Genomic DNA, 20,594 nt, shown 5'->3' with positions numbered 1-20,594 from the left:
ATCTTTCCCCTAAATATTTAAACTGTTAAATGGGGAAATTAGCCATATAATCAAAATGATGTTAAAGGCTATAGTACAAAAATATATCTGCCGGAACGGTTGTTTTTGTGTTTTATGTCGCAGTTTTTGCTGGGCTAACCAGGCTGCTGGCCAACCACCTAAAAAAGCCACCAGATGCAGGGTATTTTCCGGAATACGTTGCTTACCCGATTGCGCCGCTTCCTTGTCCTGCGCATACAACCAGTAACTCAATGCATTCATCAAACTGATCAGCAACAAGACCAGTCCGCTGAGCAGACCGCCCAAAGTCAATGCGGTCAGCAACAGAATATAAACCACACAGGCAATCTGCATCGGTTGTAATTTCTGTGACTGCTGTTGCTTGGAGGGTTTGAATTTAGCCTGAGACGTTTTGGTTTGCGATGCTTTCAGATACATGACCTGCTGTGCTTTGTATCGTCCGCGCTCATCTAAAATGACCGTGTAATCTAAGGCACAGCCGACAATCGGACGCGGACCTTGCTTGGCAAAGTCCTTGATATGCAGAAATACGCGATCTTTGGCCGAATCATTGGGCTGAATAAAGCCATAACCCTTGTCATCAAACCACTCCACTAAACGCCCCTGATCGCGCATATCCCCTGTCCTTTTGTCTTTATAAATTTTAAATATTTAAGCTGTAACGAATTTTAATCGCTCAATCAACATATTACGCATCTCGACTGGATTTTTTTGCAAAATATCTTCGCCAGTACGACCCAAGGCCGCGTTACGCTGTGCCACCTGTAACCGCATCATCCAGAAGCGACCTGCGGCCATGGCCAAGTACAACTCTAAACATGATTTTTCATCTGCTGTTAAGGGGCGGACGCTTTCATAGGCATTTAAAAAGACAATGGCTTTTTCTTCGTTTAAAGTGACATCCGGATAGTTGGTGCAAAAGTCATTTAAAGTAATCGCGATATCAAATAAAAATTCATCTTTGTTTAGTTCATAAAAATCCAGAATACCGTTGAGTTGATCACCCTCAAATAAGGTATTGTCCCGGAACAGATCGGAATGAATAAAGCCACGTGGACGATCTGGATAGACTGCTGTTAAAGCGTCATACAGGCCTAAAAGCTTGCCGAGCAATACTTTATCGGCCGGACTTAAACTTGGTTTGATTTCTTGGGACACGGTCAGCCAATACGCATGATCACGCACGAAATTACGTTCTAATTTGAAGTCCTGCAATGCCACATGCATTTTTGCCTGCGCCACTGCAATTGCTTCAACTTGTGCCACGGTCGATGGCATGGGATGCTTACCCAACAGGCGCGGTGCAATCTGTGCCGGTTTATCTTTAATACTATGAATAGCCTTGCCTGAATGCGATAAAGGCACCGGAACGGCCAAGCCTGCTTTGCCCAAATGTTGTAATACAGGCACAAGTTCCCCTGCCGCCTGCTCATCCATATCCTCAAACACGGTCAGCACATAGTGTGCGTCTTCGCAGACCAAAAAATAGTTGGTATTTTGAATACCGCCTTGAATCGGAATCAGATCAACCGCCTTTAAACCGTAGGGCGCTGCAAAATCCTGAACTTCCTTTAAAGTCAAAGTGGTATAAACCGACATAGAAAACCTGCGAAAAAACTTACATAATTTTGCTAGAATACCGTTTCCATCTGCCAAGGTGTAGCGCTTGCGTGGGTGAGTTTCATAATCGGCTGTAATAATTGGAAAAATTTATGCTAGCTAAACGTATTATTCCTTGCCTCGACGTTGATAATGGTCGTGTGGTCAAGGGTGTTCAATTCCTTGATATTCGTGATGCAGGTGACCCAGTTGAGGTCGCACGTCGTTATAACGAACAAGGTGCCGATGAAATTACTTTCCTTGATATTACCGCTACACATCATGGACGCGACACCACTTACCGTACTGTAGAACGTATGGCTGAATCGGTTTTCGTCCCCCTGACGGTCGGTGGCGGTGTGCGTAAAGTCGAAGATATCCGTTTGCTGCTCAATGCTGGTGCAGATAAAGTCAGCATCAACTCGGCAGCAGTATTTAATCCGGAATTTGTCCAGGAAGCATCACAACGTTTTGGCGCACAATGTATCGTGGTCGCCATTGATGCCAAAAAAACCGGCGAAGATAAATGGGAAATTTTCACCCACGGCGGCCGCAAACCGACCGGCATTGACGCCTTGGAATGGGCAGAACAAATGGCCAATTACGGCGCAGGTGAACTCCTGATTACCTCAATGGATGCTGACGGCACCAAAGCCGGTTATGACATCGCCCTGATGCGTGCCATCAATGACCGCGTCACTGTACCGACTATTGCCTCTGGCGGTGTAGGAAATTTACAACATCTGGCAGACGGGATTATTCATGGCGGTGCTGATGCGGTACTGGCAGCGTCAATTTTCCACTTTGGTCAACATACCATTCCTGAAGCCAAAGCCTATATGGCAGCGCAAGGCATTGAAATGCGCCTTTAATTCAAAAACGAATTGGTATTTAAAAAAGAGCATCACAACGATGCTCTTTTTTATTTCTACAGGATAAGCCTAGGCAATAAATCATTTGGAAAATACTCTCATCATCTGTGGCACATCCGGGTTTGCTCTAATGATGACTGCTTTGAAAAAGTATATCCATCGTTCTGTGGATTAAAGTAGAACAGCAAACACGACAAGAAAGAGTTAATAGAAAAGGGCTGGTATGTTCAAAATGATGTTTAGGGATTGTTATTGATCAATAGCCGCCGGACAGGACCAAGCTTTCCAGTGCTGAGCAGCTTAAATGTAAAGGATGTTATTTTCTTTCAATATTCATCCCAGTATGAGGATGAACAAGATCGCTCTATCTTGACCGATATTCAAAAGTAAAAATTAAATAAAAAAAAGGAGTCTCGCGACTCCCTGTAAAAACCAAGATTAGACCACAGCGCTTGGTATTCAAAATAACTCATTACACCTAAAACATATCAGTATGTGGCTTCACTCACCAACAACCGTGAATATAGGCCAAATCAAAAGGACAATATTGACAATACATCTGCATTTTATTGACAAATCACGACAAGAACCGGGTTTTAGCGATTTAATGGCCTATTTAAGTGATTGGTCGCAGGATTTTTAGCAATTTTAGCCGGAGTTTCTGCCCACTTGGCTGGAAAATAACGGTCTGCCCAATAGTTCAGTTTTTTCGAGATCGGTGCAGGCAATACCATACCTAAAGGGTTCTGCTCCTGTAAATCTGCGGAGGAAATCACCCGGGTACCCAGCAGATAGTCGAACCAGGGTTTGGTCACACACCAGTTGGCATCCTGATTACTATTCATGTGATGATCATAATGCCAAGGCAGCTTTTTTTTGGCCCATTCTGGCTCCAGATGGGCACGACGATGCCGATAATAATAATTGCCTGCACTATATAATACGGCCAGCGTCATCCCTTTGGAAAAAGGATAAAACGTCAATCCAAAGACTGTAGCAACCACGGCAAGAGAAGCAATTTCATTGCGGGTACGCCAGTTGTTCAGTCCTTCTACATAACCGAAATCGGAAAATTCCGTTTTACGCACAATGCGGTGATGTTCCCAATGCGAACACATGCTTTCTGGAACCGGACTATAGCGGCTCTGTCCTTGGCGGTGAATTCCATGTAACACATATTTATGCGCAAACCATTCAAATCCATTGGCAACGACGAGTCCTGCCAGAAAACCTTTCCACATGATCTTTTACCTCTTGGTCTATTTTTCAATATAGGCTAAGTAAAAGACTAGATATTGACCAAAATATTCAATATGATTGACAAAATACGACAAAATAAAAGAATTAAAAAATGCTGGTTCTAAAAAACTACGTAGGCTCGATATACGGTGGTTTAGGACATTTACTTTTGGACTATTATCAGCTGAAACAGCTCGAAGTCCCTGAGAAATTATTGGCCATTCAAAATCTGGAACGCTTTGATTTTACTCTGTGGCGTGATCTGCTGACGACACTTGATCAACAGCTGCAGCGCCCGGCTTTGGGCCTGGAAATTGCGCAACTGGTCGAGACTAAACATCTCGGGATTATCGGTTATCTGGCACTTTCCAGTGACACGCTGGGTGAAGCCTTCATGCGCTATCATGACTACCATCGCCTGATCTATGATGGTAGCCCGCTACAAATCCAGGGGCAAGGAGATCATCTTTCGATTGCCTGGGGTGAGGTTCCTTTTAAGATGAGTACGCAACTGACCGATGAAATCGCGATTGCACTCATGATCGAATTTATTAAATCGAATATTCTGGATAATAATCATCTGCATCTGCATCTGCATGAAGTGCATTTTCAGCATCCAACACCCAAAAATATAGCATTGTATGAACAGTATTTCCGCTGCAAGGTTCGTTTCGGTCAAGCCAAGACTCAAGTCCTGATGCCGGTCAGCGAGCTGTCTACGCCTTTAAAACAGGGTGATCAGACCCTACAAAAGCTTCTGAAACAACAAGCTGAAGCTTTACTGGAAAAATTCCCCAATTCCACCCAGGTTGACCAGCAGTTACAGCAGGCGATTCTGGTGGGCCTGCAAAAAAACCAGTTCCAGATTGAACATATTGCCCAGCAAATAAAATTCTCTGTCCGTCAGTTACAACGACATTTGCAAAAGCAGGGTAAAACCTATCAGCAATGCATGCAGGAAATCCGCTCTATGATGGCAATGCAATATTTAAAAGATCCGCATTTAAGCTTACAGGAAATTTCCATGCTGCTTGGTTACTCCGAGCAGAGTGCATTTCAGCGGGCCTTTAAGCAATGGACCCAGCTGACGCCACAACAATGGCGCTTAGAATCTTTGGCTCAGACAGCTTGAGACGCTGCAATGCTGAGACTAAAAACAGTAAAAAGCCCAATAGGAATATTGGGCTTTGTGTCTGGTTCCAGATGGAACATTCTCAAACAAATGAAAAAATCTTATAAAAATGGATTTTCGATTTCGTCCAGATCATCCCGCTGCAGCTTTTCTGGCAGATCTACAGTATTTTCCAGTTGCTGCACCACATCATTTACAAAAGCCTGCAAAACCTTGGCAGCCTTAAGACCTTCCTGATCCTTGGTGATCTGCAAGTTTCCATACAGGCTGACGCAATCCAGATCATTTTCCAAGGTCAGATCATGAATGGCATGGGATTCACTGCCATTTTCAAATGCTTTAAACATATCCTCTCCACCTGTCTTTGTTATTTTCAATAATGGGTGAGATCGATGCTACTCGAATCCCACTTTTTTCAGCAAGTTTATTTCAATAACTGCAAAATATATTGCAATAGAGCATCAATCAGCTGTTTTACAATCGTATTTTGGGTGTCGTTATCGATTGCACCACCAGTCGCTGAGGACGTCGAGGTATTTGAACCTGAAGATTTAAACTCACGTTGCAGTGCCTGCAAGTTTTCTTTAGAGACGTCTTCCGCACACTGGCTTTCTGCATCCCAGTTAGAATATTCGATTTTCTGATTGGCTTTGACCGCCTTGGCCGTCAATGGCAAACGATAGGTATTGCGCTTCTGCTCTTCGGTCAGCTGTGGGAACAGGTTAATTCCGAGCTGTTCTTCCAGATAACAGACACTAACAATACGTACTTTGAGCGAATTATCATTCGGCGCATAATAAGCACCAATCGCACCGGTTTTCGGCAGGTAAACTGCCTTATACACCGCCGTCGGTACAATCACGCCATTACCAATGGTTTTTAGTTTTTTCGCCGCAAATACCGGCCCGGTAACCACATAAACATCCTGCTTCTGTTTGGTTACAATGGCACGGGTCGCTTCTTCCAGTTCACGCCAGACCTGCTGATTGTTTTTCGGTGCTTGCGGCACCATATTGGCCAGTGAGAAACTGTCCGACTGTGCAGCCTTATTGGGCATATCCGCATTTGGCGCCATATGCCCGCGATCATAACCGGAACCACGATAATCCGCCAACGTCGCCCGATGCGCAGGTTTGAGCTGGGTCTCTTCATGAAAATTATCTTGACGCGGAATTTTCTGGCTTAAGCGTGCCGGTGTGAGTGCTTCAGCCACCCAAAGTGGGGTTTTCGAAACACCGGAATAACCAACGTTAAAGCCATTAAAGCACAGTGAATAACTGTCTTTTTTCAGGCTGTCTTTCATCAGATACGGCGGAACATCACGATAAAACTGTGTCAGACAGGCGGAATCGGATGAAGATGGCAGAGACACCCATTGACTGATTTTTTCCTGACCAAAGGCGATGGCAAAACTACTCGAAGCCACCACACCCAGAATGACTTTAGTACTATTTTTACTTAAAAACTGAAAAAGAGAGTTCTTGGATTTACGCTGCTTCTTGGCCATTATTACACGTACTTTTTAGATCAATACCGATTTTTCCCGAGCTTAACAAGCTGTGTATATGAAGTATATCTTGACCCTGCCATTCGCTTAACAAATAAACAATAATGGCTTAAAAGCCACGAAAGCTGTAACAAACTGTCTATTTTTTATTTCATTTTAAATGAGGTTTCGCAGTCTTTGAGTAGCTTTGATTGGAGCTGCCGGATGAGTATGTAAAGCTAAGCGCCTATCCCAATTCGTACAATTATTAGCAGTGGTGTCAATCATGAATTCCAAACTCTCTAAAATATTAGGTTTAGGATTATTCACAAGTGTAATCAGCGCAGGCGCATTTGCCGAGCCACCGGTTCAACCGGGTGAAACACTTGAAAGCTTGTCTAAAGCTAAAATTAGTACCACGGTAAATGGTCAGGAAGGCTCTCTAGAAACTCTAGTCAACTCTGGTCAAATCCGCCTTGTCGATCCGCGTACAGCTGCGCCACAGCAACCAATGCCAAATACGCAGCCAGCGATGCCAAATGATCCAGCGATGATGCAGGCACCAGGTAATTCAGACATGGTTTCGCCACAACCTCCTGTGGCAGAACCGGGTATGAATCAATCAGACATGCCGGCCAATCTGGCTGAACCGGCCAACAGTACTGAAGTCGAAGCAACCACATCTATGGCTGCGCCAGAACAACAGCCTGTGCTTGAAGAGCAACAGCAAGCTGCTGTAGTTGAAGCCAATGCAATGAATGCACAAACTGAAATTGCAGCTCAAGCCGATGCAGAACCAGTGCTGATGGAGCAGCCTTTGAATGCTGCACCTGAAGTGCCGGCTGCCGTAGAACTTGAGCAATAATCCGAAGCTCAGTTATTTACTGTTTCTCCCATAAAAAACCAGAGTGTGTCTCTGGTTTTTTATGCTTTTTAATTTTATTTACATCTGAATCTGGGTGCCCAGCTCGACCACACGGTTGGGTGGAATCTGATAGAAATCACTGACCGGACTGGTATTGCGCTGCATGGAAATAAACAGTTTTTCCCGCCACGGTGCCATACCCTCACCCACAGTATGCATAATCCGTTCACGTGAAATAAAGAAACTGATCTGCATCAGATCATATTCAAAACCCCATTTTCGATAAGCCTGTTGTAAAGCTACTGGAATATTGGGCTGATCCTTAAAACCATAATAGATAAATACCCGATAAAAATGCTCACTCAATTGTTCCAGTTCAACCCGATCTTGCTTAGCTACAAAGGGAACATCACGGGTAATGACCGTGAGCATAATATTACGTTCATGCAAGACTTTGTTGTGCTTGATATTATGCAGCATGGCATGCGGGACAATATTCGGTGTACCCGTCAGGAAAATGGCCTCACCTGGCACATATTTGGTACCTTCCCCCATTGAGATACTTTTAATAAACAGATCAATCGGCAAGGCATCCTGTTCCAGACGCTTCAAAACCAAAGCGCGTCCATCTTTCCAGGTCATCAAAATGGTAAACAGCACGGCACCAATCAGAATCGGCACCCAGCCACCCGAGGTGATTTTTAAAGAAGTTGAGGCTACAAAGACCAAATCCAGAGCCAAAAATGGCACAGCAAACAATGCCACTTTCCAGACCGGCCAACGCCATAAACCATAAGCCAGAATCGAGATCAGAATAGTACCGCAGAGCATGGTCATGGTCACTGCAACACCATAAGCACTGGCCAGATTGGCACTATTTTCAAACAGTAAAATCAGGATCAAGACCGAAATAAACAGCAGCCAGTTAATAAAGGGCAGATAAATCTGGCCACGTTCGACTGCCGAGGTATGCTTGACCGATAGACGCGGCAAATAACGCAGTTGAATGGCCTGATTGACCATCGAAAATACCCCGGTAATCACCGCCTGCGAGGCAATGACTGCTGCAGCCGTGGCCAGTCCAATCATCGGGAATAAAGCCCATTCTGGCAGCAGCATATAGAAAGGATTGGCCAGCGCTTCTGGACTGCGCAACAACAATGCGCCCTGTCCGGCATAATTCAGCAATAAACAGGGCAAGACAATAATAAACCAGGCCAGACGAATTGGCAGACGACCGAAATGCCCCATATCGGCATAAATTGCTTCCCCCCCGGTCATGGTCAGAATCACCGCGCCCATGGTCAGGAAAGCCACGTAGGGCTGATCAACCACAAAGTGATATGCCCAGTACGGATTCACCATCCAGAGGACAGACGGGGTCTGGATAATGCTCCACAAACCAAAACCGCCAATGGACAGGAACCAGAGCATGGTTAAAGGCCCGAAAAATTTCCCCATGGTGGCTGTACCGTGACGCTGCACCATAAACAGCCCCGCCAGAATTCCAATCGATAGCGGTACCAGCCATTGATTGAAAATAGGTGTCGCAATACTCAAGCCTTCAATGGCAGACAGCACAGAAATTGCCGGAGTAATAATACCGTCACCAAAGAATAGCGATGCACCAATAAAACCCAAGGCAATCAGGAAAATTTTCTTTTGATCGGCAATTCGTGTGGTACGCAGATTTAATGCCAATAATGACATGATCCCGCCTTCGCCGTTGTTATCGGCACGCATGATGACCGTGACATATTTAAAGCTGATGGTGAGCATCATGCACCAGAAAATCAGCGACAGGATACCGAGTACAGAGGCCTCGCTAATGGCGAGATGTGCGGTGAGGAAGCATTGGCGCAGTGCATAGAGTGGACTGGTGCCAATATCTCCGAAAACGACCCCAAGCGCAGCCAGTGTAATCACCGGGAGAGCTGCTTTTTGTGCAGTGCTTTGCATATATTGTCTTCGTTTTTAACAAGCATTTTTGCGAATCATAGCACCACATTAAAAGTTTTTCTGCAAATCAATTGTTTCAGCTTGGCACAGCTGGTTTTTTTCGCTATTATCCTCGGCCTATGGTGAGGTGTCCGAGTGGCTGAAGGAGCACGCCTGGAAAGTGTGTAAACGTTTATAGCGTTTCGAGGGTTCGAATCCCTCTCTCACCGCCAGAATTTAAAAACCCGAATCACATGATTCGGGTTTTTTTATTGCCTGAAATTCAAATTCGCATCTGCTTAGAATCATTAAACAATCCATCACCACCATGATTAAAGTTACTATGACCTAAGGAATATGGCTGTTCTAAGACGATTATTCCACCATATTTAAATTTTTCTTAAGCTTCCGTGCTTTTCTAGGTTCAATTTAAAAACTGGCATAAAAATAGCTTAATTCTATTGTCATCAAAGCTATGTTATGGTGCCTACAGAGGTGCTGAGAGGAGAATAAAAACCATAGAATAGAAAGAAATACAGGATTGATCGAGCCATTTAAACTTACAGCTAAATAGATACACTGCTATTCGGAGAGCGAACATGAATAACAGCGCAAACTATGTAAAACAGATCAAAAATGCAAAACGTGGCGGTTATACCCCAACCATTGCCAAAGACATCAATAAACATAAAATTCAAAAAGCTCTGAGACTCATCGAACAGTGGAGAAGCCTCGCTCAAGAACTCAAACCTCAAATGCAGTTTGATATGGCCTTTACTTTAGAGGAATGTGCACAAGAATTAGACCAGATCCTAAAAAAGCGATAATCCCTTTTAAGCGATTGACCCATGCCAAACCCTGTACATTCACCCTCGCCCATATCTGCCTATATGGGCGTTTTCTTGATCTTTCGATAAAAGACAGTTTAGATAGAATGAACCGGAAAAACGGTAAATCGTACCAAAATAGCTTGAACGGTTATTTTTTGGCTTGCGTAGCGAATGAATTTCTGTAAAATGCACTCCACCATGCCGGCATAGCTCAGTTGGTAGAGCAACTGACTTGTAATCAGTAGGTCCACAGTTCGAATCCGTGTGCCGGCACCATATCTTAGCCTCGCTTTTTAGTGAGGCTTTGATGTTTCTGGGCTTGGTATTTTTCAAACTTGAATTTTTCGACGTTTTCTTACGCTGTTTTAGTTCTTCGATTGTGCCGTTACCTGCACATATCTCACGATCCCTTCCTGATATAATTTTTGGCATAGCTTTGCTGTCATTTGAATTTTAAAATGATCCAAGCCTGAGCCTTGAATATGATGACCGGCTTGTTTTGAATTCAAAGTTTTTTGTACATAATCCGCAAAGCCAGAAAATACCGGCTCGGATAGATCCTGAATCTGAATATTTTTAAATTCAAAACGATCCAGACACGCATACAGTGCACCAACAGACATTAATTCTTTTAAATCTATATCGGCAGATTTCAGTAACAGCTGATATTTAAGCTTTTGAAATGAATTCAAATTTTGCCAACGTTCCGATAACACCAGATGATGAAAACCAATTCGTGCATTTGGCTTTAAAACACTGCTGATTTGTTGCAAAAGTAACGGAACCGGACTGTGATAAGCTGCATCCAGACACAGCACCACATTAAAACGCTGGGAAAATTGTAATTCGTTTAAACGCAGAAACGAGGCCTGATAGATGGCATTCAGTTCTGGCAGATGTTGCTGAATAGTGGCCACGCAAGCCGCTTGTAATTCGACACCGGCTAGATATTGCACTCGGTAGTGCTGTTGCCAGTGCAATAAACTTGCACCCTGACCACAGCCCAGATCCAGTAATTTATCTTTTGAATTCAAATTGACACACTGCGCGAGCTGATCGGCCAGCGTGCGACAGGCAGCAACATAATCCTGCTGTCCTGCCTGCCAATAGCCCAAATTACTCCAAGGCAATTGCGCCTGATCCCCCAGCGCCGCTGTATGAATTGCATATTTATGCTGAGGAAAGCGCTGACGCAGTGCCTGAAGCCATTGCATCAATTAATAACCCAGTTGCGGAGCAACCTCGACCACAGGTTTTAAACCCTGAAACGGTAAAGGCGCACCGAAAATTTCCGCAATCTTCATCGCTGAGGTCACAGCCGATTCCAGAATGGGCAAACCGTCACATGACCATGAACCGCAGAAAAAGACTTTGCGATTGGCTTCCAGATGACGCTGCTGTAATTCCTTGTTCAGCGCCACGGTATTGGCATCGACCACCGCACGCGTCAGCATGACCGAGGTAATCACCTTTTTCGGGTCAATCTCGGTCACCGGACGCCAAGTCTGGAACACTGCCGACTTGCCGACCAGAGAAGGTTCAATCGAGTTGAGCCACACTGTAAATTGCTGACGGGTAAACTTACGATCCATCATATAGCTGAGCACAGCCCAGTCTTTACGTTTTGGCGGCATCACGCTGGCATCGGTATGAATCACCAGTTCACCCTGTTCAAATTTGAATTTCTTCAATAATTCAATTTCACTGGCAAACTGGGTTGGATCCAGGAATTGCTCAATTTTAGTGGTTGGCGTCGCGACAATAACCCGATCAAACAGTTTTGAATAACCGGCCGCATTTTCAACTTTGACCTGATCGCCCTGCTCTTGAACCAGTGTAATCGCTGAACCATCTTCAATATGAATACCTTCAACCAGTTTGTCGACCAGCGCCGGTGTTCCGCCTTGCAGGCGTAGTAAGGCATCGCCATCAGTCAATTGACGCAGGAAAATCAATAAAGGTTTCGCCGGCCATTCACCAATGGTTTTCGGATTGCAGGTACAAATGGTATACAGTACCGGCATTACGGCGCCATGCCAGAACACTTCTTCAATCTCGTTACGATTGATAAATTCTGCCAGGCTGATGTCCTGATTTTTCGACTTAAAAAATTTGGTTAATGCCACTTTGAGCTGCAACAGGCCCTTGACCAGACGCCAGCCGTACTGCTGCAAGCCTTTACGGTTATTGATAATTGGAATATTGCCGATACGGCTACGCGATGTGGTCAGCCAGGTTTCAGTTTTATCTTCAAATAACCAGCTGCAGGCCATATAGGTACGCACCGGATAAGTTTTAATGCCCAGATACGTGGCCAGACTCAGGGTGTTTTTCCACAGATAAGGATTCATCACACGTAAAGGTGCATCAATTAGCCCCCCTTCAAATTCAAGGCTATGACTGTCCATGCCACGACCTGGAAGTGCTTCAAAAATCGTGATGTGATGTCCTGCATCCTGGAGAATTCTGGCTGTTGCCAGTCCGGCCATGCCACTACCAATTACTGCGATATCCAAACTGATCATCCGTCATTGAAAAACTACAGAAATTATGTACCATGCGCCAATCAAACAGGTTATTAAAATCTTCCAGAATATATGTTTTTCGTAAAGGCAATTGGACGGGATAAAATCTGCTTTTCACTATTTTTTTGAACAGGTTACAAAATTCACCAAACTCAGGATTTTATTCATATTTTTTCCATATAACCAGAAAAATCACTTTAAAAACAAACATCTTAATTAACCATTTTTATAACCTTTGGTTGACAAACGCCCTTGAAAAACCTATGATTCACAGCATAATAAAACCATAAACCCATCAGATTCCACCAAGATGAGTTTATGCGTAAATTATTTAAAACGACAAGAAACTACAGCGCCTTATAAAATAAAAGCCTCTGCGAAAGCAGAGGCTTCTTTGTTTAACCGCTCGGTGTACTATTCAGCCTGCACCGCAATTTCACCAAATTTACCCTGATTAAACTCTTGAAATGCCTGCATAATTTCTTCCTTGCTGTTCATTACAAACGGGCCATAACCTTGAATGGGCTCATTGAGTGGCTCGCCTGTCAGTAACACAAACTGGGTATCCTGATAGGCTTGCAACTGAATCGCCGGATCTCCATCACGGGCAAACATTATAATTGAGCTGTCCAGGACTTTCTGGCTCGCATTGACCACCAGCTCACCCTTCAGCACGACTAACAGTGCATTATGCCCGGCAGGGATATGTAATGTGGTTTCATATTCCGCTTTCAGTTCACCATCCCAGACATTGATCGGACTAAAAGTATGAGCAGGACCTTGATGACCAGCAAACTCACCTGCAATCACCCGGATATGCCCCGCCTCTTCATCCATTTCAATCCGCGGAATAGCTGCCGCAGTGATCGCCTGATAACGTGGTGTGGTCATCTTGTCTTTGGCCGGCAGATTGACCCAGAGCTGTACCATTTCAAAGAGACCGCCATGTTTGGCAAAATCTGGAGAATGAAATTCTTCATGGACTACACCTGAGCCTGCGGTCATCCACTGCACATCACCTGCCTGAATCGTGCCGCCACCGCCACTTGAATCTTGATGCGTCACTGCCCCCTGATAGGCTAACGTCACTGTTTCAAAACCGCGATGTGGATGTGAACCCACGCCATGTTGTACAGTCGTCGGATCAAAATGATAGGGCGCAGCATAATCCAGCAACAAAAACGGACTGATCGCCTGACCTAAACGGTCATAGGAAAACAGATTTTTGACCGGAAAGCCATCACCGACCCAATGCATGTTTTGATTACGGTAAACACCAATTACTTTTTTCATCTTTTAACTCCTATTACGATAGGATGAACATGCAGCCATTTTATGCCGGGCCAAGATGCGCTGATAGTCCTAAGCTGGAATACAGTATCTTATATATAAGACAATCTCTGCTTTAACTTCCCGAATTCAACACAAATAAACTAAAATTTTGGTCTAAAATTTTAATTATCCTATTTTTAAGATTATTTATCCCAGAATTTGGGCTTATTTTGTCCTGTTTTTAGCTCTAATATAAAAATCACCACGTCCCGGAACAGCCTGGGTTTGATCCAAGACGGGATGCTAATTTTATAGAGAGCAACAGAGAAATGGCAAAACCTTATGTACGTTTAGACAAAGACAATGCAGCCGTATTACTTGTAGACCATCAGACTGGTTTGTTGTCACTGGTTCGTGATATTGACCCAGATAAATTCAAAAATAATGTATTGGCGCTTGCGGCAGCAGCAAAATATTTCAATTTACCGACCATTTTGACCACCAGCTTCGAACAAGGCCCAAATGGTCCGTTGGTTCCTGAGCTGAAAGAGCTATTCCCGGACGCACCTTATATTGCTCGTCCAGGGCAAATTAATGCCTGGGATAATGAAGATTTTGTTAAAGCGGTAAAAGCCACGGGTAAAAAACAGTTGATCATTGCTGGCGTGGTGACTGAAGTGTGCGTTGCCTTCCCGGCGCTGTCTGCACTTGAAGAAGAATTTGACGTATTCATCGTGACAGATGCATCTGGTACCTTTAATCACCTGACACGTGATGCTGCATGGAACCGCATGTCACAGGCTGGTGCACAGCTGATGACCTGGTTTGGTCTGGCTTGTGAACTGCACCGTGACTGGCGTAATGATATCGAAGGTCTCGGCAGCTTATTCAGCAATCATATTCCTGACTACCGCAACCTGATGAATAGCTATAGCCAGAATACTGCACAGAAATAAACCATACACATCTCTAAAATAAGCGGCCTTCGGGTCGCTTTTTGTTGGAACAATTAAATTAATCTGGCTTGGAAACAGTTTAGCCTGGCCCGGATTTCCCCTATGATGGGCATTGTATGAACGCAGGGCGATTGAGGTGAAAGGTGCATTCTTTTGATGACTATTATTATTTTTATCTGGTGGTCAAGCATGGCGGCTTCAGTGCAGCCAGTGACATCTCCGGAATCACCAAATCCAAACTCAGCCGACGTATTTTAGAGCTGGAAGCCCGTTTCAATGTCACCCTGATTCAACGCTCAACCCGACATTTTAAGGTGACCTCACTGGGCCAGGAATTTTTTGAGGAATGCGAAAAGCTGATTCAACAGGTGGAATGTGCCCGTAATGTCTTGCTCAAGCAGAAAAGTGAGCCACAAGGCCTGGTCAAGCTGAGTTGTCCTTCGGTGATGATGCGCTACCAGATCCGCAGCCTGCTGAATGAATTCCTCAAGACTTATCCCAAGGTTCAGGTAGAAATGGAAATTACCAGCCGGCGTGTCGATGTGCTGCATGATGAGATTGACCTGGCGATCCGCACCAACTTTGAAGCCAATGAAGATTCCAGCATTGTCGTTCGCGATGTGATTAAAACCACGCATTGTCTGGTTGCCAGTCCGGAGCTGTTGCAAGGCCGTTCGATACACTACCCCACTGAGATCAATGACTTTCCGACCATCGTTTTAGGCACGCAGAAAAACCACTATCAATGGCATCTGCATCGTATCGACAGTCATGAACAGATGGATATCCCCCTAGAACCCCGCATCAAAAGCAACGATCTGGCCGGCGTATACTATTCTGCCCTGGATGGCCTGGGTATTGCCGATCTACCCTTGTTAACCGTAGAAGCAGATCTCAAAGCTGGTCGCCTGATCCATCTGCTGCCAGACTGGTGTTCCAATATGGGAACCGTACAACTGGTCTATGCCTCACGCAAAGGTCAGCGCCTGGTGATGGAAAAACTGATTGAACATCTGGTCGAAGGCTTACGTGCCCGGGCAGAAGGCTATCAGGGCTATACCATTTAAATTGCGCTGTCATGCTGAGCAGCCAATAAAAAATCCAGCACTGAGTGCTGGATTTTTTGCTTCGAAATAAAGTGAGCGAATTAGATTTTACCCACTAAGTCAATTGAAGGAGCAAGAGTTGCTTCGCCTTCTTTCCATTTCGCAGGACATACTTCACCTGGGTGAGCGTGTACATATTGCGCTGCTTTCACTTTGCGAAGCAGTTCAGCTGCATCACGACCAATACCACCGGCATTGATTTCAACAATCTGGATTTTACCTTCTGGATCGATCACGAAAGTACCACGATCTGCCAGACCTTCAGCTTCAATCAATACTTCAAAGTTTTTCGCCAAAGTCCAGGTTGGATCGCCAATCATGGGGTACTGGATTTTACCAATCACGTCAGAGGTATCGTGCCAAGCTTTATGGGTGAAGTGTGTATCGGTTGATACACCATAAATTTCCACGCCCATTTTCTGGAATTCAGCATATTGATCAGCAAGATCGCCTAATTCAGTTGGACAAACAAAAGTAAAGTCAGCAGGATAGAAGAATACAACCGACCATTTACCTTTCATGTCCTGCTCGGACACTTCCACAAATTGACCCTTGTGGTAAGCAGTGGCGTTGAATGGTTTGATTTCAGTATTGATTAAACTCATGAGACCTTTCCTCGTCTATTGGTGAGATTGTTCATTCGATGAAGATAGAATACGAAAATTTCTTAAATAGGTAAAACCGTAAGTTTTTATAAAAATAATCGTTTTTTTAGATTTAAGATTTCTATGAGAATTACTGATCTGATTGATTTGCTCAATATGGAACCTAGAATTTGGAACATAAGCCGAGCAGTTGAAATATAATTTTTTGCAACTTAGATTAGCAATCATAAAGCTCTGAGCTCTATCAAAACTAAACAAAGCAAATTCAAGACATAAAAAACCCACCGGATTCAGGTGGGTCTTGGATGAAGATTTACCGTTCTGATAAGTTAGAATGGAAATCCATATATGCATAAATATAAGTAAATTAATTCAATTACTTAACATAAATTCATGTATTTTTGTAAAGTTAATAGCGATTCTGAAGAGTTTTTTCTGCTTTATAAGCTCTCACTTCTTTTTAACTTTACAAAATTCATTACCATAAAAATATCTAGAATTATCTAAATATATCTTTTCTATATCCAAAAATATCTTCTTTAAAACTTCTATGATTCTTATCACTAGATAACCACTTTGATAGGAGAAATAGAATGTCTAGAACACCTAACGATGATCGCTCTGATAGCATGAATCCTAATAATGATGCCTATTGGGATTCTCTGGATAACCATTCAGATCAATTAAACCCAAACAATGATCGCTACCAAGGATAAAGCATTATGTAAATAGGAGATTTCGATCTCCTATTTTTTTAGGGACAGCTATGTATTACTCAAAAGATAAGGACATCAATGCATACATAAAGCGACTACTTAAACATAAGAGCTTTCGTATCATTCGCGGTAAAAAACACGATCAACTGTGTATATTCGAACAGCGGAAGTTAGCTATACCTTCCACTCCGAGTAAACAGAGAAGCTATATTGAATTTAAAAACACTATTAAACGCATTCTAAGAGAACTAGGAATAGTACATTATGAAGCAATACTGTGATGATCCATTCTTGGATAATCTGTTACATAAAACTAAGAGGCATAAAAAAGGGAGTTAATACTCTCTTTTTTTAAATTGTTTATAAACGAAAGGGCAGCAAAACTTTCGTTGGCTGCCCTTTCTTACCCACCCCTAACCCTTAATTCATAGACTTAGTTTTCGGGACTTTCGTTTCCTATTCTGTTTCCAGAATCTAAATCTATGCCAGAATGGATTTTACCATCGCGTTACAGGAGCGAATTGGCTAACCTGTAAGACTCAGGCGGTAAAATCAAGTGAGTCAATTACGACTCATTGTGAGGCTTTAGGTGCCTACGACCTTGAGGTTTTCTTTAAATTACCAAGTTGCAGGAAGTACTTCAACATCTTTTACTTGATAACCATTGATTACTAACGAATTTAATAATAGATAATCAATCGTAAAATAATTTACCAAGTATTCTTCATTTACTAGGGACTCTTCCCGATAATCACGCACAAATTTAATTAACTCATTAATATCTAAAGGCTCTGTAATTTCAGCTAAAAAATTTGCATTCATCTCATGATGGGCAGGATGATTGTTACCACGCTTGAATGTAATTAAATTTTGGACTACACATCTAAATTTGTTATCACCTTGCTCATGGATGGATAAGATAGCTTGTGCATCTTTTCGCTTTATACGTCCTTGATAGTCTCGTTGGGGATTTATAAATTTTTCACGTAAAATCACTTTACCCTCAACCAAAACAAACTTTATTGGAAAAGGATCGTCAGTACCATTCTCTTCTTCCAACCGCATTTCTTCATCAGACTTTCGCACCTGATAGAGTTGTGAGGTAACTTTTCTGAGTTGATGACCATATAAATCTAGAAGAGGCTTTATTTGATCTTCATAAGCTAATTTCACCCCATTCTTCCAGTCACTTACTTGTGATTGACTACTCAACCTACACATCTTTTGTATGCTGATTTGAGTATGCCCATTTTCCAAAGCAATTCTGATTAATTGCTTTGTCAGTTTGAACTTTTTACGAGGAGCTTTAGGTTTTTGCTGTAATTGTTCACTCATTGTGACAACCGAATCTAATTTAATCAATAAGTTAAATATAGGTGAAAAGTAACTATAAGCAAGTGATAGAATTAAGATAATTTTAGATAAATTCAGATATTTTATAGCAAAAGCAGATTGGCTGATTGCAAGTAAACAACGCGCTATTGAATTATGCTACGATTCAATTGAATATCCTAAAGCTTTCGGTGGCGAAGTTTTTATCAAGAATGGATTTAAGTGGATTCACGATATAAGCTTTCTAAAACAAAGTTTACATGTACAGACTGATGAAGAACTTGGTTACTATCTTGATGACTAAAATTCACCAAATGATAACTTTTAGACCTTAAAGCTAACCGAGAGTGGGACCTGATTATTAGGACTAATACCTTGCAAAGTTACTAAATAAATTGATGCTTTCTACTAACTAGAATTAATTTATAGCTTCCATTTATCACAAAATTTGATCTCAAATCGTGATAATATTTTTAGATTAAAATGTACAGGCTGTAATAAATAGTAATGTTATATCGAACAAAGGATTTCGAAATTAGAGAAGCTTTGCATTCTAAAATTTTGAAAGACTTTCACTCTAAAACCGATGACTTAGTTATCGATGAACTCTGTTTAGAGCATGGTAAAAATCGAATTGATATTGCTGTTTTTAGTAAATTTATTCATGGATATGAGATTAAAAGTTCTCAAGACAATTTATTACGGTTACAACCCCAATTAGAAATCTATTCTAAAAGTATGCAAAAGCTTACTTTCGTTGTAGCAGAGAATCATTTAGATCAAGTAATTCAGGAAGTTCCTCAATGGTGTGGAATTATTCTAGTTTGTAAAGGTACTAGAGGAGCGATCAATTTCAAAAAAATTCGCAGAGCTCTCTTGAATCCCAATATAGAAACATTTTCTTTAGCTCATTTACTCTGGAGAAATGAAGCTGTTGATTTATTGAAAGATAAGGGATTTTCCAATAAGACCCTTACCTACTCAAAAAAAGACCTTTACAGAATAATTGCAGATACTTATCCAAGCAAACAGTTAATAGAAATTATTAAGATAAAGCTTAAATCACGTGAAACATGGAGAGTTGATCCACTGCTTTTGTCATATGATGGTTAATTGCTACTTGTTTCCAGGTTCCTAAGTTTCCCGTACTTTCTATTCGTAAAGCAGTATCATTGATCCTTTTATCACCATCAGAAAAGTGAGCACCTTCGTATTCAGATGAAGATATAATTGCTTGGCAATGTGTAATCATTTGACTTTCATTACCTCGAAATGCGCCTCCTTTATATACCCTCCAATGATTATCTAGAGTATAGATTAACTTTCCTGAAGGTTTTAGAACTCTCATATCCATATTAATAAAGTCTAATCGTTCAACTGTATAATCACTAAATGTCGGAATCTTTTTATTTTGAAACTTATTAACTAAATAAGGATATAACATCCACTCATGACGTATAGGAAGTCCACCAGGCTTGAATATTTCACTTAAATTTAAAGAGTTTCCAGAAATTATAAATGATCTATACCCATCCCAATTTTTTAATTTGCAAACAAAACTATATACTAAATTAGCGAATAATTTATAAGGTTGAAAAGAATCAGGATTTTGCAAATCAATAATTAAATCAATTTCATTAATATTGGAATCTAGCTCTTTAATTAGATCATCAACTCTATCATTAATATCTTTTAATTTTAGATCTTCTAATTTAATTCGTAGAGCTATACCTAAATCATTATCTTTATAAATCTTTCTTAAACTATTAACATAATTTTTAGATTTATCAATATCAATCGTCGGTATGAGCTTACACCCTTTATTTCTAGATTCAATTATTAAATAATTTAAAATGCATCTACCATCATCCATTAAGCTACTTTCTAAGGATTCATGTAGATCTAATATTGCCAATCGGTTTCCCCATTTTTGTTTTAATCTTTCAGGAAACTTCACCAAATGATCATTAACTGTTTTTCTAGGCTTCTGTTCTTCAAAATCAAATTCTACAGGGGGTATTATGATATATGGAATAATATTATCCTTAACATCATTTTTTAATTTAAATAATGCTTGATACTCACCCATTCTCCATTTCA

General features: G+C 41.9%; 19 protein-coding genes and 2 tRNA genes. 9 read left to right on the top strand and 12 right to left on the bottom strand.

Annotation, left to right across the window (positions count from 1 at the left end; genetic code table 11):
* Positions 1–9: 9 nt before the first annotated feature.
* Both LOZ91_RS05935 and LOZ91_RS05930 read right to left on the bottom strand, forming a co-directional pair.
* Positions 10–636 (bottom strand): DUF1294 domain-containing protein, encoded by a 627-nt coding sequence (locus tag LOZ91_RS05935; protein ID WP_100329475.1) that lies wholly within the window; start codon positions 634–636, stop codon positions 10–12.
* Positions 637–672: 36 nt separating this feature from the next.
* Positions 673–1,620 (bottom strand): homoserine kinase, encoded by a 948-nt coding sequence (locus LOZ91_RS05930; protein ID WP_100356954.1) that lies wholly within the window; start codon positions 1,618–1,620, stop codon positions 673–675.
* Between the two features lie 113 nt (positions 1,621–1,733).
* Between LOZ91_RS05930 and hisF the strand changes: the two genes are divergently transcribed.
* The gene (hisF, locus tag LOZ91_RS05925; RefSeq protein ID WP_005095173.1) at positions 1,734–2,492 is read left to right on the top strand and encodes an imidazole glycerol phosphate synthase subunit HisF; all 759 of its coding nucleotides are present in this window, start codon (positions 1,734–1,736) and stop codon (positions 2,490–2,492) included.
* 596 nt (positions 2,493–3,088) lie between these two features.
* On the opposite strand, the gene LOZ91_RS05920 is transcribed toward hisF, so the two are convergent.
* Positions 3,089–3,733, bottom strand: a complete 645-nt coding sequence (locus tag LOZ91_RS05920; protein WP_074383899.1) for a hypothetical protein — start codon at positions 3,731–3,733, stop codon at positions 3,089–3,091.
* A gap of 110 nt (positions 3,734–3,843) precedes the next feature.
* Between LOZ91_RS05920 and LOZ91_RS05915 the strand changes: the two genes are divergently transcribed.
* Entirely contained in the window at positions 3,844–4,863 is a 1,020-nt protein-coding gene (locus LOZ91_RS05915) for an AraC family transcriptional regulator (protein WP_180190832.1), read from the top strand.
* 101 nt (positions 4,864–4,964) lie between these two features.
* Here the strand turns inward: LOZ91_RS05915 and LOZ91_RS05910 are convergent, their stop codons facing one another.
* Both LOZ91_RS05910 and LOZ91_RS05905 read right to left on the bottom strand, forming a co-directional pair.
* Positions 4,965–5,210, bottom strand: coding sequence for a hypothetical protein (locus LOZ91_RS05910; RefSeq protein ID WP_005095167.1), 246 nt, complete (start codon positions 5,208–5,210; stop codon positions 4,965–4,967).
* A gap of 77 nt (positions 5,211–5,287) precedes the next feature.
* On the bottom strand, positions 5,288–6,370 hold the full coding sequence (locus LOZ91_RS05905; protein WP_100329482.1) for a DNA/RNA non-specific endonuclease: 1,083 nt from the start codon (positions 6,368–6,370) through the stop codon (positions 5,288–5,290).
* Positions 6,371–6,635: 265 nt separating this feature from the next.
* On the opposite strand from LOZ91_RS05905, the gene LOZ91_RS05900 reads away from it, so the two are divergent.
* Positions 6,636–7,214 carry a hypothetical protein gene (locus LOZ91_RS05900; RefSeq protein ID WP_005173169.1) on the top strand — a complete coding sequence of 193 codons (579 nt, stop codon included), beginning with the start codon at positions 6,636–6,638 and terminating at the stop codon, positions 7,212–7,214.
* 78 nt (positions 7,215–7,292) lie between these two features.
* Here LOZ91_RS05900 and LOZ91_RS05895 read toward each other — a convergent pair whose 3' ends face one another.
* Entirely contained in the window at positions 7,293–9,173 is a 1,881-nt protein-coding gene (locus tag LOZ91_RS05895) for a potassium transporter Kup (RefSeq protein WP_005095159.1), read from the bottom strand.
* 121 nt (positions 9,174–9,294) lie between these two features.
* Between LOZ91_RS05895 and LOZ91_RS05890 the strand changes: the two genes are divergently transcribed.
* The 3 genes from LOZ91_RS05890 to LOZ91_RS05880 all read left to right on the top strand — a co-directional run bounded on the left by LOZ91_RS05890 (position 9,295) and on the right by LOZ91_RS05880 (position 10,258).
* Positions 9,295–9,385: transfer RNA gene (locus LOZ91_RS05890), tRNA-Ser, on the top strand.
* Positions 9,386–9,751: 366 nt separating this feature from the next.
* The gene (locus tag LOZ91_RS05885) at positions 9,752–9,979 is read left to right on the top strand and encodes a hypothetical protein (protein ID WP_179999596.1); all 228 of its coding nucleotides are present in this window, start codon (positions 9,752–9,754) and stop codon (positions 9,977–9,979) included.
* Positions 9,980–10,182: 203 nt separating this feature from the next.
* Positions 10,183–10,258, top strand: a tRNA-Thr gene (locus LOZ91_RS05880).
* Between the two features lie 89 nt (positions 10,259–10,347).
* Here LOZ91_RS05880 and LOZ91_RS05875 read toward each other — a convergent pair.
* The 3 genes from LOZ91_RS05875 to LOZ91_RS05865 all read right to left on the bottom strand — a co-directional run bounded on the left by LOZ91_RS05875 (position 10,348) and on the right by LOZ91_RS05865 (position 13,800).
* Positions 10,348–11,196, bottom strand: coding sequence for a class I SAM-dependent methyltransferase (locus LOZ91_RS05875; protein WP_244782806.1), 849 nt, complete (start codon positions 11,194–11,196; stop codon positions 10,348–10,350).
* A 3-nt stretch (positions 11,197–11,199) separates the two neighbouring features.
* On the bottom strand, positions 11,200–12,507 hold the full coding sequence (locus LOZ91_RS05870) for an FAD-dependent oxidoreductase (protein ID WP_005173177.1): 1,308 nt from the start codon (positions 12,505–12,507) through the stop codon (positions 11,200–11,202).
* Between the two features lie 414 nt (positions 12,508–12,921).
* On the bottom strand, positions 12,922–13,800 hold the full coding sequence (locus LOZ91_RS05865; protein WP_005095152.1) for a pirin family protein: 879 nt from the start codon (positions 13,798–13,800) through the stop codon (positions 12,922–12,924).
* Positions 13,801–14,108: 308 nt separating this feature from the next.
* On the opposite strand from LOZ91_RS05865, the gene ycaC reads away from it, so the two are divergent.
* Both ycaC and LOZ91_RS05855 read left to right on the top strand, forming a co-directional pair.
* Positions 14,109–14,735: an isochorismate family cysteine hydrolase YcaC gene (gene ycaC, locus LOZ91_RS05860; protein WP_005095149.1), complete on the top strand. Its 627-nt coding sequence runs from the start codon at positions 14,109–14,111 to the stop codon at positions 14,733–14,735.
* A 143-nt stretch (positions 14,736–14,878) separates the two neighbouring features.
* On the top strand, positions 14,879–15,802 hold the full coding sequence (locus tag LOZ91_RS05855; RefSeq protein WP_244782805.1) for a LysR substrate-binding domain-containing protein: 924 nt from the start codon (positions 14,879–14,881) through the stop codon (positions 15,800–15,802).
* A gap of 80 nt (positions 15,803–15,882) precedes the next feature.
* Here the strand turns inward: LOZ91_RS05855 and ahpC are convergent, their stop codons facing one another.
* Entirely contained in the window at positions 15,883–16,446 is a 564-nt protein-coding gene (gene ahpC / locus LOZ91_RS05850) for an alkyl hydroperoxide reductase subunit C (protein WP_005095146.1), read from the bottom strand.
* A 1,334-nt stretch (positions 16,447–17,780) separates the two neighbouring features.
* The gene (locus LOZ91_RS05845) at positions 17,781–18,497 is read right to left on the bottom strand and encodes an XRE family transcriptional regulator (RefSeq protein ID WP_244782804.1); all 717 of its coding nucleotides are present in this window, start codon (positions 18,495–18,497) and stop codon (positions 17,781–17,783) included.
* A gap of 504 nt (positions 18,498–19,001) precedes the next feature.
* On the opposite strand from LOZ91_RS05845, the gene LOZ91_RS05840 reads away from it, so the two are divergent.
* Entirely contained in the window at positions 19,002–19,607 is a 606-nt protein-coding gene (locus LOZ91_RS05840) for a sce7726 family protein (RefSeq protein ID WP_244782803.1), read from the top strand.
* On the opposite strand, the gene LOZ91_RS05835 is transcribed toward LOZ91_RS05840, so the two are convergent.
* A complete protein-coding gene (locus LOZ91_RS05835) occupies positions 19,552–20,583 on the bottom strand; it encodes a beta family protein (RefSeq protein ID WP_244782802.1) in 1,032 nt (343 codons plus the stop codon). The two genes, LOZ91_RS05840 and LOZ91_RS05835, sit on opposite strands and share 56 nt — an antisense overlap.
* Between the last annotated feature and the right edge of the window lie 11 nt (positions 20,584–20,594).

It is taken from the genome of Acinetobacter sp. F-1, from assembly GCF_022869025.1.
In the GTDB taxonomy this organism is placed as follows: Bacteria; Pseudomonadota; Gammaproteobacteria; order Pseudomonadales; family Moraxellaceae; genus Acinetobacter; species Acinetobacter pseudolwoffii.
The sequence above is the reverse complement of the archived record's forward strand: the minus strand, read 5'-3'. Positions and strand labels throughout refer to the sequence as shown.

Bases quoted from the DNA above. Each gene is read 5' to 3' on its own strand.
- LOZ91_RS05935 (WP_100329475.1), bottom strand. From the start codon at position 636: ATGCGCGATCAGGGGCGTTTAGTGGAGTGGTTTGATGACAAGGGTTAT.
- LOZ91_RS05930 (WP_100356954.1), bottom strand. From the start codon at position 1,620: ATGTCGGTTTATACCACTTTGACTTTAAAGGAAGTTCAGGATTTTGCA.
- hisF (WP_005095173.1), top strand. From the start codon at position 1,734: ATGCTAGCTAAACGTATTATTCCTTGCCTCGACGTTGATAATGGTCGT.
- LOZ91_RS05920 (WP_074383899.1), bottom strand. From the start codon at position 3,733: ATGTGGAAAGGTTTTCTGGCAGGACTCGTCGTTGCCAATGGATTTGAA.
- LOZ91_RS05915 (WP_180190832.1), top strand. From the start codon at position 3,844: ATGCTGGTTCTAAAAAACTACGTAGGCTCGATATACGGTGGTTTAGGA.
- LOZ91_RS05910 (WP_005095167.1), bottom strand. From the start codon at position 5,210: ATGTTTAAAGCATTTGAAAATGGCAGTGAATCCCATGCCATTCATGAT.
- LOZ91_RS05905 (WP_100329482.1), bottom strand. From the start codon at position 6,370: ATGGCCAAGAAGCAGCGTAAATCCAAGAACTCTCTTTTTCAGTTTTTA.
- LOZ91_RS05900 (WP_005173169.1), top strand. From the start codon at position 6,636: ATGAATTCCAAACTCTCTAAAATATTAGGTTTAGGATTATTCACAAGT.
- LOZ91_RS05895 (WP_005095159.1), bottom strand. From the start codon at position 9,173: ATGCAAAGCACTGCACAAAAAGCAGCTCTCCCGGTGATTACACTGGCT.
- LOZ91_RS05885 (WP_179999596.1), top strand. From the start codon at position 9,752: ATGAATAACAGCGCAAACTATGTAAAACAGATCAAAAATGCAAAACGT.
- LOZ91_RS05875 (WP_244782806.1), bottom strand. From the start codon at position 11,196: ATGCAATGGCTTCAGGCACTGCGTCAGCGCTTTCCTCAGCATAAATAT.
- LOZ91_RS05870 (WP_005173177.1), bottom strand. From the start codon at position 12,507: ATGATCAGTTTGGATATCGCAGTAATTGGTAGTGGCATGGCCGGACTG.
- LOZ91_RS05865 (WP_005095152.1), bottom strand. From the start codon at position 13,800: ATGAAAAAAGTAATTGGTGTTTACCGTAATCAAAACATGCATTGGGTC.
- ycaC (WP_005095149.1), top strand. From the start codon at position 14,109: ATGGCAAAACCTTATGTACGTTTAGACAAAGACAATGCAGCCGTATTA.
- ahpC (WP_005095146.1), bottom strand. From the start codon at position 16,446: ATGAGTTTAATCAATACTGAAATCAAACCATTCAACGCCACTGCTTAC.
- LOZ91_RS05845 (WP_244782804.1), bottom strand. From the start codon at position 18,497: ATGAGTGAACAATTACAGCAAAAACCTAAAGCTCCTCGTAAAAAGTTC.
- LOZ91_RS05840 (WP_244782803.1), top strand. From the start codon at position 19,002: ATGTTATATCGAACAAAGGATTTCGAAATTAGAGAAGCTTTGCATTCT.
- LOZ91_RS05835 (WP_244782802.1), bottom strand. From the start codon at position 20,583: ATGGGTGAGTATCAAGCATTATTTAAATTAAAAAATGATGTTAAGGAT.